The following is a 14491-nucleotide window of genomic DNA, read 5'->3' on the forward strand; positions in this document are numbered from 1 at the left end:
GGGGATTTTTTGAAATGGCTAACCGTATTCTAATTGTGGACGATGCTGCTTTTATGAGAATGATGATTCGGGACATTCTAACAAAGAATGGATATGAGGTTTGCGGCGAGGCGAACGATGGCGCGCAAGCGATTGAGAAATACAAAGAGTTAAAACCGGACTTGATCACCATGGACATCACGATGCCGGAGATGGACGGCATTCAAGCTTTGAAAGAAATCAAGAAGATTGAGCCTAATGCTAAAGTGATTATGTGTTCTGCGATGGGACAGCAAGCGATGGTTATCGACGCGATTCAAGCGGGCGCGAAAGACTTCATCGTGAAGCCGTTCCAAGCTGACCGCGTTATCGAAGCAATCAAAAAGACTCTGGGTTAAGTGTTAACCTTCGGTTGAGTCCGACATATGCCGAAAGGGTTGTTTTTATGAAAAGACTTCAATCGAAGTTAGGGAAGACAACGTTATTATTCTTTAGTTCATTACTGACAACTGGCCAATTGGCGATGGCGGAAACAGACAACACAATCGATCAGTCACCAGCGGATTTTCCTTCAACTCTAACGGGAGCCAGCTCCTTCTTTATGATTGTTAAGGTGATTATTGTTCTGGTGCTGATCATTGTGCTCTTCTATGTGCTGATGCGCTATTTGGCAAGAAAGAACAGGGGATCGATGTTCGGAAGCTCCATTCGCTCGCTTGGTGGCGTGCCGCTTGGTCCCAATAAATCCATTCAATTGGTCGAGATCGGCCATTCGATTTTGGTCGTGGGTGTTGGTGATAATATTCAGATGCTGGATAAAATTACGGACGCCGAAGAAATAGCGTACATTACGGATTTGTTGCAGCAGTCGCAAGAAGATAGGATGGGCTTGGCTTCCGTAAGCAAGTGGATGGGTAAGTTGTCAGGTAAAAAGACGGTTGAAGAAGAGGAAGTCGAACTGACGGCTTCTTTTCAACAAGTATTTCACAATAAGATCCAACAGGTGTCTACGCGCAATAAGCAAGCGCAGCAATGGCTTTCGGATCAAAAACAAACAGATCGGTTGAATGATGAATGAAACGAAATAAATTTGCGTTACTGCTCGTCATTGTAAGTATCTTCTTGTTAGCGTTTGCCATGACGGCATCGGCAGCGGAGCCGGATCCGAACAATCCGATTCCGGGACTTAATGTGAACATTGGCACAAGCACGGCAACCGGGGGATCAGCGAATACAGTTACGTTGCTGTTGCTGCTCACGGTGCTTAGCTTGGCACCTTCTTTTTTAATCTTGATGACCAGCTTTACACGAATCGTCATCGTGCTTGGATTTGTTCGAACGTCGTTAGGAACTCAACAAATGCCGCCCAATCAGGTTCTAATCGGACTCGCTCTGTTTTTAACCTTTTTTATTATGTCTCCAACTTTAGGAGAAGTTAATAATGTGGCGCTTCAGCCTTATCTTAAAGGAGAAATCAACCAAACGGTTGCTTTTGAGAAAGCGGCCCTGCCGATGAAAGAATTCATGTTCAAGCATACGCGTCAAAAGGATCTAAAGCTGTTTCTGGATTACACGAAAGCGAAAGCACCGACAGGCGTTGCGGATATTCCCATTACTTCGCTCGTCCCGGCTTATGCGATCAGTGAACTGAAATCGGCGTTTCAGATGGGGTTCATGATATTCATACCGTTTCTGGTTATCGACATGGTCGTTTCGAGCACCTTAATGGCCATGGGGATGATGATGCTCCCGCCGGTTATGATTGCACTGCCGTTCAAGATTCTCCTATTTATCCTGGTGGATGGGTGGTATCTTGTCGTGAGATCATTGCTTCTGAGCTATAGTTGACGAAGATCATAACGGAGGAGACCTTCATGGGTTCGGAGTTTGTTATTAAAATTGCAGGAGAGGCGGTATACACCGTTCTTAAAGCCAGCGCGCCAATGTTGGTTATCGGGCTCGTCGTAGGACTGATCATCAGCATTTTTCAGGCAACGACGCAGATTCAGGAGCAGACCTTGGCCTTTGTTCCGAAAATCGTGGCGGTGCTGCTGTCCATCTTGATCTTTGGGCCTTGGATTATGAATACATTGGTTGATTTTACGTACAGCCTGCTCAACAATCTGTATAAATTCGTTGGATAGGTTGTGAACGAAATGGCCATCTTTTTTCAAGCGCTTCCTGTCTTTCTGCTTATTTTTTGTCGAATCACTTCGTTTTTTGTCGTGGTGCCTGTCTTATCGTCCCGAAACATCCCCGCGATGTTCAAAATCGGCATCTCCATGTTCATCTCGCTGGTCACGATTGCGATAGTGGGCTGGAACCAGACAATTCCGATGGATGGCGTCTATGTGCTCATGATCATTCGTGAAATGCTGATTGGCGTCGCGCTTGGCTTTGTTGTCTATATCTTCTTTACGGTCATTCAGACTGCAGGCGCATTTATGGACATGCAGATCGGATTCAGCATGGCAAGCGTCATCGATCCGTTGACAGGTACCTCGAATCCGATGCTCGGGAATCTCAAGTATATGGTCGCTGTGCTCTTGTTTTTATCGTTTGATGGACACCATTACTTGATTAAAGCGATTATCGACAGTTACAAATGGGTGCCGCTCGACAATCAGATGTTTGCTCGGATCTACAACGGGCAGGTCTCGGATTTTCTTTTTCAATCGTTATCTAAAATGTTTTATCTTTCCTTTCAACTGGCTGCACCTGTAGTCGCCGCGCTGTTTCTGACAGATTTGGGGCTGGGGTTGCTGACCCGAGTGGCACCGCAGTTCAACATTTTTGTTGTTGGGGCGCCGCTGAAAATGATTTTAGGATTTTTTATTCTGATTTTCTTGTTCCCGGAATTGATATCTCAGTTTCAGCAATTGTTCGGTACAGCTTTTGATTATGTGGGGAAAATGCTGCAGCTCATCGGCGGTGGAAGTTCGCCAGCCCCATAAGCAGGAGGAGTCTCGTGGCTCAAAGATTTCGTTTGCAGCTCGATTTGCAATGGTTTGCCGGAGAGAAGACGGAACGCGCGACGCCGAAGAAGAGGCAGGAGGCCAGGAAGAAAGGACAAGTTGCCAAGAGCATGGATGTGCCCGCGGCGCTAATTCTGTTGTTTTCTTTCGTAACGCTCATGATGTTCGGCTCCTTTATGAAAGATCGGATTATGCTGATGTTTCGGAAGGTGTATGAAAATCAGCTCTCTATGGATGTAACGAGCAGCAATGTTCAAGCGCTGTTTCACGATCTGATGATGCAAGGCTTGATTATTCTGGCTCCGATGTTCATTCTCGTGATGTTGATCGCGATCATCGGCAATTATGCGCAAATCGGCTTTATGTTCATTGGTGCGCCGCTGATGCCTAAATTCGATAAAATCAATCCGCTTGCGGGATTTAAGCGCATGTTTTCACTGCGTACGGTAATGGATTTTCTGAAATCCACCTTTAAATTACTCATTATTGGCATCGTCGTATACACGACGTTAGTGGGGCAAAAGACGAAGCTACTGGCGCTAGGTCACGTTCCGCTGGAAAGCACATTTTCTTTTATCGGCTCCGTCACGCTCAGCTTAGGGATTAAAATTGGCGCGATTCTGGTCGTGCTGGCGATTTTTGACTACATCTACCAGAAGTATGAATACGAGAAAAGCCTTCGCATGTCGAAGCAAGACATCAAAGATGAGTATAAGAAGAGTGAAGGCGACCCGCAAATTAAAGGGAAAATTCGGGCGAAACAGCGGGCCATGGCTATGCAGCGCATGATGCAGGAAGTTCCTAAAGCGGATGTCATCATCACGAACCCAACTCACTTTGCCGTAGCCTTGCAGTATGACTCGAAAAATATGCAAGCGCCGACGGTAATTGCCAAAGGCGCCGATTATATGGCCCTGAAAATTAAAGAAGTAGCGAAACAACACGGCGTTATGACGATGGAAAACAAGCCGCTTGCTCGAGCGATTTATGCCCAAGTGGAAATCGGTGAAGCGATTCCTGCCGAATTGTTCCAGGCTGTTGCGGAAGTACTGGCGTATGTATATAAGATGAAAGGCCGTACGAACTAACGAAAGAGGGAGGTGCAATCCGTTGAAAGTCAAAGATTTATTTGTACTTGTGGGCATTATCTGCATCGTTTTAATGATGATTGTACCTGTTCCAATCCCTTTGCTCGACTTCTTGCTCATTATCAATATCTCTATTGCCCTAATGGTTATTCTGGTCGCGATGAATACAAAGGAAGCGCTGCAATTCTCGATTTTCCCTTCCTTGCTGCTCATTACGACCTTATTCCGGTTGGCACTCAACGTATCCACTACACGCAACATTTTGTCTCACGCGGAAGCAGGGGACGTGGTCAGAACTTTTGGTTCTTTCGTTGCCGCAGGCAACATTGTCGTAGGATTCGTCGTCTTTCTGATCTTGGTCCTCGTACAATTTATCGTCATTACCAAAGGTTCTGAGCGCGTGGCCGAAGTTGCGGCACGGTTTACGCTCGATGCAATGCCAGGTAAGCAAATGAGTATCGACGCCGACCTCAATGCCGGCATGATTAATGAAGTCCAGGCGCGGGAGCGCCGGCAGAAGATTGAACGTGAAGCTGATTTTTACGGAGCGATGGACGGTGCCAGTAAGTTCGTAAAAGGGGATGCGATCGCAGGGATTATCATCCTGGTCATCAATTTGATCGGCGGTTTTATTATCGGCATGTCGATGAAAGGGATGGATTTTTCCGAGGCGCTCCAAACGTTCTCCATTCTGACGATTGGCGACGGATTGGTCAGCCAGATTCCGGCGCTGCTTATCTCGACAGCTGCGGGTATTATCGTCACCAGAGCATCTTCGGAAGGCAATCTGGGACATGATGTCACGAAACAATTGACTGCTCAGCCAAAGCTGCTGTATATCGTCGCAGGTACGTTGGTGGTTCTGGGAGTTTTTACACCGATTCACTGGTTTACAACGTTCCCGATTGCAGGTCTGCTTTCTTACGCAGCCTACAGAATGCAGAAAAATCTGGATCGCGAGGCGATTAAAGAGGAACAGCTGGTCGAGGAGCAGCAGATCGAAGAAGTGCGGAGTCCGGAGAGCGTCATTTCGCTTTTGCAGGTGGACCCGATCGAATTCGAGTTCGGTTATGGGCTCATCCCGCTCGCGGACACGCAGCAAGGCGGAGACTTGCTGGACCGGATCATTCTGATCCGGCGCCAATGCGCATTAGAGCTTGGGGTTGTCGTGCCGGTCATCCGGATCCGCGACAACATTCAACTGCGGCCGAACGAGTATATCATCAAAATAAAAGGCAATACGGTCGCCCGCGGCGAATTGCTCCTCAATCACTACTTGGCCATGAGCCCGGGCATTGATGACGATTCGATCTCCGGTATCGAGACAACCGAACCTGCGTTCGGACTTCCTGCCATCTGGATCGACGAGATGAACAAAGAGCGAGCCGAGCTCTCCGGGTATACCGTGGTCGATCCACCGTCTGTCGTCGCAACGCATTTGACGGAAATTATTAAGAAACATGCTCATGAGCTGCTTGGACGTCAAGAAACGAAAGCGCTCGTTGACAATGTACGCGAAACATACCCGGCGCTTGTGGACGATCTCATTCCTTCCGTACTGAACGTAGGGGACGTGCAGAAAGTGCTCGCCAAGCTGCTTCGCGAAAAAATATCCGTACGCGATCTGGTTACCATTTTGGAGACGTTGGCGGATTACGGGACATATACCAAGGATCCTGAAATATTGACGGAATACGTGAGACAAGCACTGTCTCGCCAAATCACGCAGCAATACACGTCCATCGGGGATTCGTTGAAAGTCATCACGGTCGGTCCTTCCGTAGAGAAAAAAATCGCGGAATCCGTTCAACAATCGGATCAAGGGAGCTATTTGGCCCTGGACCCGTCGTCTTCCCAAATTATTCATCACCGCGTGACGGAGCAAGTGTCCAAATTGATTCAATCGGGGCAGCAGCCGGTTATTTTAACATCACCTACGATTCGCATGTATGTACGACAATTGCTGGAACGCACGTTGCAGGACATTCCGGTTCTATCTTACAGCGAGCTTGAGCCGAGCGTTGAAATTCAAAGCATGGGGGTAGTCAATTTATGAGAGTAAAACGATATGTTGTCGATTCCATGCCGGACGCTTTGCAGAAGATCCGAACGGATTTGGGCAAGGATGCGGTCATTCTCAATACGAAGGAGATCCGCACCGGCGGCTTTCTAGGGATGTTCGGCAAAAAGAAAATCGAAGTAATCGCCGCGATCGATGGGGCTGCCGCCGCTTCCGGCGGCTCATCGAGCCGCCCGGCACCGTCGTTTGCGCAGCAGGCACAGAAGCCGATCATGCCGAATGTGCAAGCGCCTGCACGAGCGCATCAATCCGATTTTCCCGAGGTGCCGGACGTATTGGCTCCGTCTGCACTGAAGCAAGAAGCTGCGACGCCGCAGCCTGTCGTTGAGGGTTCGCTTCGCCAACGCCAACAGCAAGCCTACGCGCCTGTCGCTGCACAAGTGCAGGCACCGGCAGCAACTACGGCTACGGCAACTGTGCCTGCTCCAACGTCAGCTCCTGCAAAGCCTCTTTTGAATGAAAATCAGCTGATGGACGAGCTGAAGCAGATGAAAGAAATGATGAAGAGACTGACGGCAACCGCTGAGCCGGACCGCATGCCGGAACCGCTGGAGAAGCTGGAACAACTGCTTTGCGCGCAGGAGGTAGACCCTTCATTCGTCCGCCGTATGATGGAGGATGTCCAGAGCGACTTGGAAGCCGCGGGCGAGCCGATTACGGAAGAGAATGCGAGACAGCTCGTGCGCGCGAAGCTGGGGCAAACACTCCATTCCGAACAAAGCAAGCACATCTCCGATCAGACGAGGGTCGTTCATTTCGTCGGTCCGACGGGAGTCGGCAAGACGACGACGATCGCCAAGCTAGCAGCGGATCAAGTGCTGAAGTATCACCGCAAGGTAGGCTTCATTACATCCGACACCTACCGAATCGCTGCGATCGAGCAGCTTAAAACGTATGCGACGATTTTAAATGTCCCTCTTGAAGTCGTATTCTCCCCACAAGACCTAGCGAAAGCGTTCACGAATCTCGCGGACTGCGACGTGATTTTTATGGATACGGCCGGTCGCAATTTCCGAAATGAAATGTACGTTTCGGAACTGAATTCTCTTCTGAAAACACAAGGCAAAAGCGAAACCATTCTTGTGCTCAGCTTGACGACCAAGTATCGGGACATTCAAGCGATTACGAACAATTTTAGCAAGTTCAAGCTCGATAAAGTGTTGTTTACGAAAATGGATGAAACCGATTCCTATGGGGCGATCGTGAATGTCGTCAATGAATTCTCATTGCAGCTGTCTTACGTGACCACCGGTCAAAATGTCCCGGACGATATTGTGGAATTGAATGAGTGGCAAGTCATCGATTTGTTATTGGAGGAACCGCAAACATGAAGGATCAAGCAGAAGGGTTACGGCATCTGGTTCAAACTCACCAAGATCGAAGTATACGACAGACCAGGATCATTACCGTGACCAGTGGTAAAGGCGGGGTCGGCAAATCGAACTTTACGCTTAACTTCGCTTTATCGCTTCAAGCGCAGGGCTACAAGGTGCTTGTTTTTGACGCTGACATCGGGCTTGCCAATATCGACGTGTTGATGGGCGTACCCTCGTCATACAATTTGTACCACCTTTTGAAAAGGGAAAAAACGATCTGGGAAATCATTCAAAAAGGCGCCAATGGGTTGGAATTTATCGCCGGCGGCTCTGGATTTACGGATTTGCTTCGATTGACAGAGGAAGAGCTGAATTATTTCTCCGAACAGATCAGCGAGCTGCACGGATACGCGGATTTTATCATTTTCGATACCGGCGCAGGGCTTTCCAAAGAAACGCTGCAATTCATCCTCGCTTCGGAAGAAACGATTGTTGTGACTACGCCGGAACCGACGTCGATCACGGATGCTTATGCGATTATTAAAATGGTGACGTCTATGGGGCATCAGGTATCCTTTAAATTGGTCATCAATCGGGTGACCGACGCGAAGGAAGGCAGGCAGACGGCGGATAAAATATCATTGGTTGCTCATCAATTTTTGGATCTTCAAATTCCGACATTGGGGTTCATTGAGGATGACGCGGCGGTGTCGAAAGCAGTAAGAAAGCAAGTTCCGTTCTCTCTCGCTTTTCCCAATTCGGCTGCGGCCGTGAACATTCGCGCGATCTCCGAAGCTTTCGTAGGCGGCTACCGTACAAGCCACACGCCGTCTTCCGGCGTCAAAAGCTTTCTAAATAAAATGATGAGACTTTTGAAATAGGAATTTCGCAGATCATGTCGAATAACACATAAAGAGGGGGGAACAGCTATGGCATCTTATAACATTCTTGTTGTCGATGACTCCGTCTTTATGAGAAAAATCATCAGTGACCTGATTTCGGAAAATCCGCAATTCAAGGTGGTTGGAACAGCCAAAAACGGGCAAGAGGCCATTGAGCAAGTCAAGCTGCTGCGTCCCGATGCGGTTACGATGGATATCGAAATGCCTGTCATGAACGGCTTGGAAGCTTTACAGCGAATCATGCGCGAACAGCCTACACCTGTCATTATGGTAAGCTCGCTCACGCAGGAAGGCGCGGCCGAAACGATTAAAGCATTGGAATGGGGAGCCGTCGATTTTATTCGAAAGCCTTCGGGTTCCATTTCGCTGGATTTATACAAAGTCAAACAGTTACTGCTTGAAAAACTGCAAATTGCTGTTCGGACAAAGTTAAAAGGTTTTCAGCCGGATAATGCGCAAGGAGCTGTCCAGCAGACGGCAGCAACATCAGCAGTCAAAAGCGCACCCGCCGTTCCGCCGCCAAAGCCGGCAGCACCGGTGAAATCGGTTAATCCCGGGTCATCGCATTTTGAACATATCGTAGCGATCGGCACTTCAACGGGCGGACCGCGCGCGCTGCACCAAGTGATTTCCCATATACCTGCGGGATTTCCTGCACCAATACTAATTGTCCAGCATATGCCGCCGAATTTCACGAAATCGCTCGCACAGCGCTTGAATGACATCTCGCAGATCAAAGTCGTCGAGGCCGCGGAAGGGGATATCCTCCAAACCGCAACAGCGTACGTAGCGCCCGGCGGCTGGCATATGTTGATTGAAAAAGAACCAAATCGCACTTATAAAATTCGTTTGACAAAGGAAGAACCACGGTCAGGGCATCGACCTTCCGTGGATGTAATGTTTGAATCCTTGCTTGGTGCACCGGAGCTCAAACGCCACGCCGTCATTATGACGGGAATGGGCAGCGACGGGGCGAAAGGCATGCTGTCGCTCAAGCAGTCCGGATGTTCCACGACGATTGCCGAAGCGGAAGAAACATGCGTAGTTTACGGCATGCCGCGAGCGGCGGTTGAAAGTCAGGCCGCGATGCTGGTGCTTCCGCAGCAAGAAATCGCAGGCAGGATTGCGCGGTGCGTTTTGCAGGATGGATGAGCAGAATCGAGTCAATGTCAGGTGCAGGATGATTCTAATGGGGGTGTTTGAATATGGACATTAGTCAGTACTTATCAATGTTTATCGATGAATCCAAAGAGCATTTGCAAGCCCTTAATGAAAACCTTTTGAGTTTGGAAGGGAATCCTCAGGATATTAGCATTGTACATAACATTTTCCGGTCCGCTCACACGTTAAAAGGGATGGCGGCGACGATGGGGTTTGAAGACATCGCAGCGCTGACCCACGATATGGAGAACGTGCTCGATCTCGTTCGGAACAGTAAAATTGAAATGAACCCGTTCATCTTCGATTGCATTTTCAAAAGCTTGGATTCCCTGGAAACGATGGTTGAGGACATCATCCAAGGCGGAACCGGAAGCGCCGATGTTTCTGCGATCGTCGCTTCGCTGCGTTCAATCGTCTCCGGTGATTACCTGAAAACGGAAGCGCCTGCTGCAGCCGCTCCGGCTAAAGCGCCAGCCCGCGGCATTGAAGTGGATGAATTTCAATATTCTATCCTGCAACAGTCGATTGAATCCGGATTCCTCGTTTTCTATGTGGAAGTCACCGTTAACGAGAACTGTGTTTTAAAAGCGGCGCGTGCTTACATGGTATTTGATGCGATGGAACGAATGGGCGAGATCGTCAAATCGACGCCATCTGTTCAAGAAATCGAACAAGAAAAATTTGATCGTTCCTTCTCCCTCTATTTTATTTCCAAAGTGGATCAAGCCACGTTGGAGAAGGAAATCCTGAACGTCTCCGAAATCGCATCCGCTGTCATTATCACGGTCGATTCGGAATCATTGGCCGAATTGTCGAGCCCCGCTGCAGCTGAAGTGAATGCGGCCAGCAAAGAAATTGCAGCAACAGCAGCTCCTGCTGCACCAGCACCGACCGCTCCCGCAAAATCGGAGGCACCTGTCCCTGCGGCAGCTGCCAAGCCGGCCGCCAGCGCAGGTGGAGCGCCTGTCGCAAGCAGGACGATTCGCGTGGATATCGATCGTCTGGACACGCTGATGAATTTATTCAGCGAGCTGCTGATCGACCGCGTGCGTCTGGAGCAGTTGGCGAGCGAAGTGAAGCGCAACGATTTGACGGAAACCGTGGAGCATATGTCGCGCGTCAGCAGCGATTTGCAAAACATCGTGCTGAAACTCCGCATGGTGCCGGTCGATTCTGTGTTCAACCGCTTCCCGCGGATGATTCGAGACCTGGCGAAATCGCTGGATAAAAAGGTTGAACTCGTCATCACAGGTGCGGAAACAGAACTCGACCGCACGGTCATTGACGAGATTGGGGATCCGTTAGTTCACTTGCTGCGCAATGCGGTGGATCACGGCATTGAGCCGATCAGCGACCGTTTGGCTGCGGGTAAGCCCGAGCACGGCACGATTTACCTTCGCGCGTTCCACAGCGGCAACCATGTGTTCATCGAAATCGAAGAGGACGGCCGCGGCATTTACAGAGACAAAGTACTAAAGACGGCGCTGAAAAATGGGCTTGTTACGCAAGAGCAAGCTGCGAAACTGACCGACCACGAAGTGTACAACTTATTGTTCGCTTCGGGCTTCAGCACAGCGGAGAAAATTTCCGATATTTCCGGACGCGGTGTTGGTCTCGACGTTGTAAAAACGAAAATTCAAACACTGGGTGGCCACGTGCAGGTTGATTCCAAGCCTGGTTTCGGCAGCAAATTCTCGGTTCAATTGCCGCTGACACTGTCGATCATTTCGGCCATGCTTGTTCGTCTAGGCAGTGAGAAATACGCGATTCCACTTTCTTCCATCGTCGAAACGTCGGCGATCCAGAAATCGCAAATCCGCAATATTCACGGCAATCTGATGATCGATTATCGGGGCAGCATCATTCCGGTTGTCTCGTTGAGCACATTGTTTGAGGTGCCGGATTACAATGAAGATAAGGAAACCGAAACTGAAATCGTCGTTGTCCGCAAAGGCGACAAGCAAGTAGCGCTGATGGTGGACGAGTTTATCGGCCAGCAGGAGATCGTACTGAAGCCGCTTGGCAAATACTTAACCGGCGTTTTCGCGGTTTCCGGCGCAACGATTCTGGGCGACGGTCAAGTGGCCCTGATTATTGATACGAACGCACTGATTAAATAAACCATATTCGCTAAGGAGGCTATCACCATGGGAGAAGAAAAAAAGGTCATTGTCTTTACGCTTGGATCGGAAGAGTATGGGGTTGAAGTTGAGAAAGTAAGAACGATTGAAAGAATGCAGCCGATGACGCGTGTGCCGAAGGCGCCGGAATTTATCAAAGGCGTTATCAATTTGCGCGGCGTTGTCATTCCTGTCATTCATCTGCGTGCTAGATTTGGGCTGGAAGAGAACGAAAGCACGGATACTACACGGATTATTATCGTTTCGGCCGGCGACTTTGAGGTAGGGCTGATCGTAGATTCCGCCAATGACGTGATCGACGTTGATACGGACAACATCAACACACCGCCTGAAATTGTCGGCGGTATTAAGGCGAAGTACTTGGACGGTATTGCACGCGTTGGGGACAATCGACTTCTCGTTCTATTAAACCTGGAGCAAGTGCTCAATAAAAGCGAGATTTCGCAATTAGAAAGACTCGAGGACTAGGCTAGTGGATGTATTCGGTCGATTGGAAGAGTTTCAGTTGGATGTCCTCAAAGAAGTCGGCAATATTGGAGCGGGTCATGCTGCAACTGCGCTTTCCACTTTGCTGGATAAGCCGATCGACATGCTCGTGCCAAAAGTAAGAATGCTGCCGTTTGAAGAAATTTGCGAAAGCGTCGGCGGCGCGGAAACCGTTGTACTGGCCATCTTCTTGCGAGTGGAAGGGGATGCACCGGGCAATATGTTTTTCATCTTGAATTTGGACGCGGCTAAAAATATGCTGCGCGATCTCATTGGTCTTCACATTTCGGACGAGCAGGGGGAGTACTCCGAGTTGGAATTGTCTGCGCTGAATGAAATCGGCAACATTCTGGCCGGCTCGTACTTGTCTTCGCTTGCTGATTTTACAAACCTGAATTTGCAGCCGACGGTCCCATCTCTGGCGATCGATATGTCCGGCGCAATTTTGAGTTATGGTTTACTGCAATTTGGTCAAATGGGAGACCAGGCCCTTCTCATTGATACCAAATTTTTGGAAGGGGAGAATGAAGTGCAGGGGCACTTCTTCTTGATCCCCGATCCGGAATCGTTTGGTAAAATATTTTCCGCACTAGGGGTAGTCTCTGATGATGCAGGATAGTCTAATAAAAGTAGGCATGGCTGACCTCAATGTTGCAGAACGCGGTGGTGTCTTAAAAACTACAGGCCTGGGTTCATGTGTAGGCGTAACACTTTATGACAGCCGGACGAAGGTCGGAGGAATGGCGCATGTGATGCTGCCTTCTTCTGAAATCGCCCGTGAAGGGTCACTCAATATCGCTAAATATGCGGATACCGCTATTCCGGAATTAATTGCCAAAATGGCGCAGCTAGGCGCCAATGTTCACAAGCTTGAGGCTAAGCTTGCCGGCGGTGCTCAAATGTTTGCATTTGCCGGTAACAACGACACCATGAGAATCGGTCCGCGCAATGTGGAATCCTGCAAAGAAATGCTTAGTCAGTATCGCATCCCGATTATAGCGGAGGACACGGGGGCCAATTACGGTCGCACAATCGAGTTTATCTGTGAGACGGGGATTTTGGTCATCCGAAGCGTTCAATTAGGCGTAAAGGAAATTTAATCATGATTGGTACAATGCGAATTAACGTCATCGTAGCTTCACTAGCGGGCTTATTCACTTTTGCCTTATCGATCGGCAACAATTTGCTGCTGTCGACCTTGCTAAAAAGCGCGTATGCTTTTCTTATTTTATTCGTTCTTACTTTCGGTTTTCGTTGGGTGCTGGGTCTGGTTGCGGGAGCGGGAGAAGCCTCGGCCAAGACCTCGGCCGATCCTATGCAGGAGAATGCGCAGCTGGGACAGAATTTAGATATGGTGACTCCGAACGAGGACGGCGAAACGCTTGAGCTTATGAAGCCGAATCTTTCAAACCAGAATGCTGCTTCACTGTCAGACATGCAATTTTCACCACTGAATCCACCTAAGCTAGTCACCAAGAAAGAATTGGACCCTGAACAACTGGCGGGTGCACTAAGGCGAATGTCCGAAGATTAAGGATGGTGAATGTTTAGAACCATGATTGAACAAAAACAACCGCATCTTGCTAATATTGACTTGTGGAAGCAGTGGAAGGAACATGGCCAGATCTCCGCTAGACAGGCGCTGATCGAGAGTTTTTTGCCGCTTGTCGACTATGTCTCCGGGCGTCTGGCGATTGGTCTCCCTAAAACGGTTTCGAAAGATGACTTGTCCAGTTTTGGCGTGATGGGCTTGATCGATGCGATAGAGAAGTTTGATTATGAGCGAGGACTGCAGTTTGAAACGTACGCCTCCTGGCGCATCCGCGGCGCCATCATTGATGGGCTGCGGCAAGGTGACTGGGTGCCGAGATCCGTTCGGGAGAAGGCTAGAAAGATCGAGGATGCTTATCAGAAGCTTGAACAACAGTACTTGCGTTCCGTCTCGGATTCGGAGATCAGTGCGTATTTGCAAATTACCGAGCAGGAATTTCAACAAATGCTCCAGGATATATCGATTACGACCGTTTGCTCCATCGATGATCCGATTCGGGAAGAAGAGTCTGAAACAAGGCTTTCCTTACTTGTAGACGAAAAAGCGAAAAACCCTGAAGTTCAGGTGAATGAATTTTATTTAAAAGAATCTTTGGCGAAAGCGATCGAGCGCTTGACTGAAAAGGAGAGAACGGTTGTTTCGCTGTTTTATTTTGAGGAGTTGTCCTTGAGTGAAATTGCCGAGGTGATGTGTTTATCGCCGTCACGCATTTCCCAACTGCATTCTAAAGCGATTCTTAGGTTGAAAGGTGTGCTGGGACGTTTTAAGAATCAACTATTCCAAGATAGCTAACACATTCTGAACGAAATGA

Annotated in this window: 16 protein-coding genes; all 16 read left to right on the plus strand. The window is 49.0% G+C overall.

Features of this window, described 5'->3' with window-relative positions; all coding sequences use genetic code 11:
• The first annotated feature begins 14 nt into the window (after nt 1–14).
• From ABE504_RS32475 to ABE504_RS32550, 16 genes are read left to right on the plus strand one after another with little or no spacing between them, the layout of a single operon-like run.
• A complete protein-coding gene (locus ABE504_RS32475) occupies nt 15–377 on the plus strand; it encodes a response regulator (RefSeq protein ID WP_126144987.1) in 363 nt (120 codons plus the stop codon).
• Between the two features lie 47 nt (nt 378–424).
• Nucleotides 425–1057: a flagellar biosynthetic protein FliO gene (fliO, locus tag ABE504_RS32480; RefSeq protein ID WP_430096818.1), complete on the plus strand. Its 633-nt coding sequence runs from the start codon at nt 425–427 to the stop codon at nt 1055–1057.
• Nucleotides 1054–1827, plus strand: coding sequence for a flagellar type III secretion system pore protein FliP (gene fliP, locus ABE504_RS32485; protein WP_430096820.1), 774 nt, complete (start codon nt 1054–1056; stop codon nt 1825–1827). The genes fliO and fliP overlap by 4 nt, the downstream gene beginning before the upstream one ends.
• A 26-nt stretch (nt 1828–1853) precedes the next feature.
• A complete protein-coding gene (gene fliQ, locus ABE504_RS32490; RefSeq protein WP_430096821.1) occupies nt 1854–2123 on the plus strand; it encodes a flagellar biosynthesis protein FliQ in 270 nt (89 codons plus the stop codon).
• A gap of 12 nt (nt 2124–2135) precedes the next feature.
• A complete protein-coding gene (gene fliR, locus ABE504_RS32495; protein ID WP_430096823.1) occupies nt 2136–2933 on the plus strand; it encodes a flagellar biosynthetic protein FliR in 798 nt (265 codons plus the stop codon).
• A 14-nt stretch (nt 2934–2947) separates the two neighbouring features.
• Nucleotides 2948–4042: a flagellar biosynthesis protein FlhB gene (gene flhB / locus ABE504_RS32500; RefSeq protein WP_430096825.1), complete on the plus strand. Its 1095-nt coding sequence runs from the start codon at nt 2948–2950 to the stop codon at nt 4040–4042.
• A gap of 22 nt (nt 4043–4064) precedes the next feature.
• Nucleotides 4065–6098, plus strand: a complete 2034-nt coding sequence (gene flhA / locus ABE504_RS32505; protein ID WP_430096827.1) for a flagellar biosynthesis protein FlhA — start codon at nt 4065–4067, stop codon at nt 6096–6098.
• On the plus strand, nt 6095–7453 hold the full coding sequence (gene flhF / locus ABE504_RS32510) for a flagellar biosynthesis protein FlhF (protein ID WP_430096828.1): 1359 nt from the start codon (nt 6095–6097) through the stop codon (nt 7451–7453). The genes flhA and flhF overlap by 4 nt, the downstream gene beginning before the upstream one ends.
• Nucleotides 7450–8319 carry a MinD/ParA family protein gene (locus ABE504_RS32515; protein WP_430096830.1) on the plus strand — a complete coding sequence of 290 codons (870 nt, stop codon included), beginning with the start codon at nt 7450–7452 and terminating at the stop codon, nt 8317–8319. Before flhF ends, ABE504_RS32515 begins: the two co-directional genes overlap by 4 nt.
• A 48-nt stretch (nt 8320–8367) precedes the next feature.
• Nucleotides 8368–9492: a protein-glutamate methylesterase/protein-glutamine glutaminase gene (locus tag ABE504_RS32520; protein WP_430096832.1), complete on the plus strand. Its 1125-nt coding sequence runs from the start codon at nt 8368–8370 to the stop codon at nt 9490–9492.
• A gap of 53 nt (nt 9493–9545) precedes the next feature.
• The gene (locus ABE504_RS32525) at nt 9546–11621 is read left to right on the plus strand and encodes a chemotaxis protein CheA (RefSeq protein ID WP_430096834.1); all 2076 of its coding nucleotides are present in this window, start codon (nt 9546–9548) and stop codon (nt 11619–11621) included.
• A 27-nt stretch (nt 11622–11648) separates the two neighbouring features.
• Complete coding sequence (locus ABE504_RS32530; protein WP_430096835.1) at nt 11649–12110, plus strand: chemotaxis protein CheW; 462 nt, start codon at nt 11649–11651, stop codon at nt 12108–12110.
• A gap of 4 nt (nt 12111–12114) precedes the next feature.
• The gene (locus tag ABE504_RS32535; RefSeq protein ID WP_430096837.1) at nt 12115–12747 is read left to right on the plus strand and encodes a chemotaxis protein CheC; all 633 of its coding nucleotides are present in this window, start codon (nt 12115–12117) and stop codon (nt 12745–12747) included.
• Nucleotides 12734–13228 carry a chemotaxis protein CheD gene (locus ABE504_RS32540; protein ID WP_430096838.1) on the plus strand — a complete coding sequence of 165 codons (495 nt, stop codon included), beginning with the start codon at nt 12734–12736 and terminating at the stop codon, nt 13226–13228. Before ABE504_RS32535 ends, ABE504_RS32540 begins: the two co-directional genes overlap by 14 nt.
• Nucleotides 13229–13230: 2 nt before the next feature.
• Entirely contained in the window at nt 13231–13662 is a 432-nt protein-coding gene (locus tag ABE504_RS32545; RefSeq protein WP_430096839.1) for a hypothetical protein, read from the plus strand.
• A 21-nt stretch (nt 13663–13683) separates the two neighbouring features.
• Nucleotides 13684–14472 (plus strand): FliA/WhiG family RNA polymerase sigma factor, encoded by a 789-nt coding sequence (locus tag ABE504_RS32550; protein WP_430096898.1) that lies wholly within the window; start codon nt 13684–13686, stop codon nt 14470–14472.
• Nucleotides 14473–14491 lie beyond the last annotated feature (19 nt).

It is taken from the genome of Paenibacillus oryzisoli, assembly GCF_050467285.1.
In the GTDB taxonomy this organism is placed as follows: domain Bacteria; phylum Bacillota; class Bacilli; order Paenibacillales; family NBRC-103111; genus Paenibacillus_E; species Paenibacillus_E oryzisoli_A.

Excerpts from the sequence above, each read along its gene's own strand:
- ABE504_RS32475 (WP_126144987.1), top strand. The coding sequence starts at position 15 with ATGGCTAACCGTATTCTAATTGTGGACGATGCTGCTTTTATGAGAATG.
- fliO (WP_430096818.1), top strand. The coding sequence starts at position 425 with ATGAAAAGACTTCAATCGAAGTTAGGGAAGACAACGTTATTATTCTTT.
- fliP (WP_430096820.1), top strand. The coding sequence starts at position 1,054 with ATGAAACGAAATAAATTTGCGTTACTGCTCGTCATTGTAAGTATCTTC.
- fliQ (WP_430096821.1), top strand. The coding sequence starts at position 1,854 with ATGGGTTCGGAGTTTGTTATTAAAATTGCAGGAGAGGCGGTATACACC.
- fliR (WP_430096823.1), top strand. The coding sequence starts at position 2,136 with ATGGCCATCTTTTTTCAAGCGCTTCCTGTCTTTCTGCTTATTTTTTGT.
- flhF (WP_430096828.1), top strand. The coding sequence starts at position 6,095 with ATGAGAGTAAAACGATATGTTGTCGATTCCATGCCGGACGCTTTGCAG.
- ABE504_RS32515 (WP_430096830.1), top strand. The coding sequence starts at position 7,450 with ATGAAGGATCAAGCAGAAGGGTTACGGCATCTGGTTCAAACTCACCAA.
- ABE504_RS32520 (WP_430096832.1), top strand. The coding sequence starts at position 8,368 with ATGGCATCTTATAACATTCTTGTTGTCGATGACTCCGTCTTTATGAGA.
- ABE504_RS32525 (WP_430096834.1), top strand. The coding sequence starts at position 9,546 with ATGGACATTAGTCAGTACTTATCAATGTTTATCGATGAATCCAAAGAG.
- ABE504_RS32530 (WP_430096835.1), top strand. The coding sequence starts at position 11,649 with ATGGGAGAAGAAAAAAAGGTCATTGTCTTTACGCTTGGATCGGAAGAG.
- ABE504_RS32540 (WP_430096838.1), top strand. The coding sequence starts at position 12,734 with ATGATGCAGGATAGTCTAATAAAAGTAGGCATGGCTGACCTCAATGTT.
- ABE504_RS32545 (WP_430096839.1), top strand. The coding sequence starts at position 13,231 with ATGATTGGTACAATGCGAATTAACGTCATCGTAGCTTCACTAGCGGGC.
- ABE504_RS32550 (WP_430096898.1), top strand. The coding sequence starts at position 13,684 with ATGATTGAACAAAAACAACCGCATCTTGCTAATATTGACTTGTGGAAG.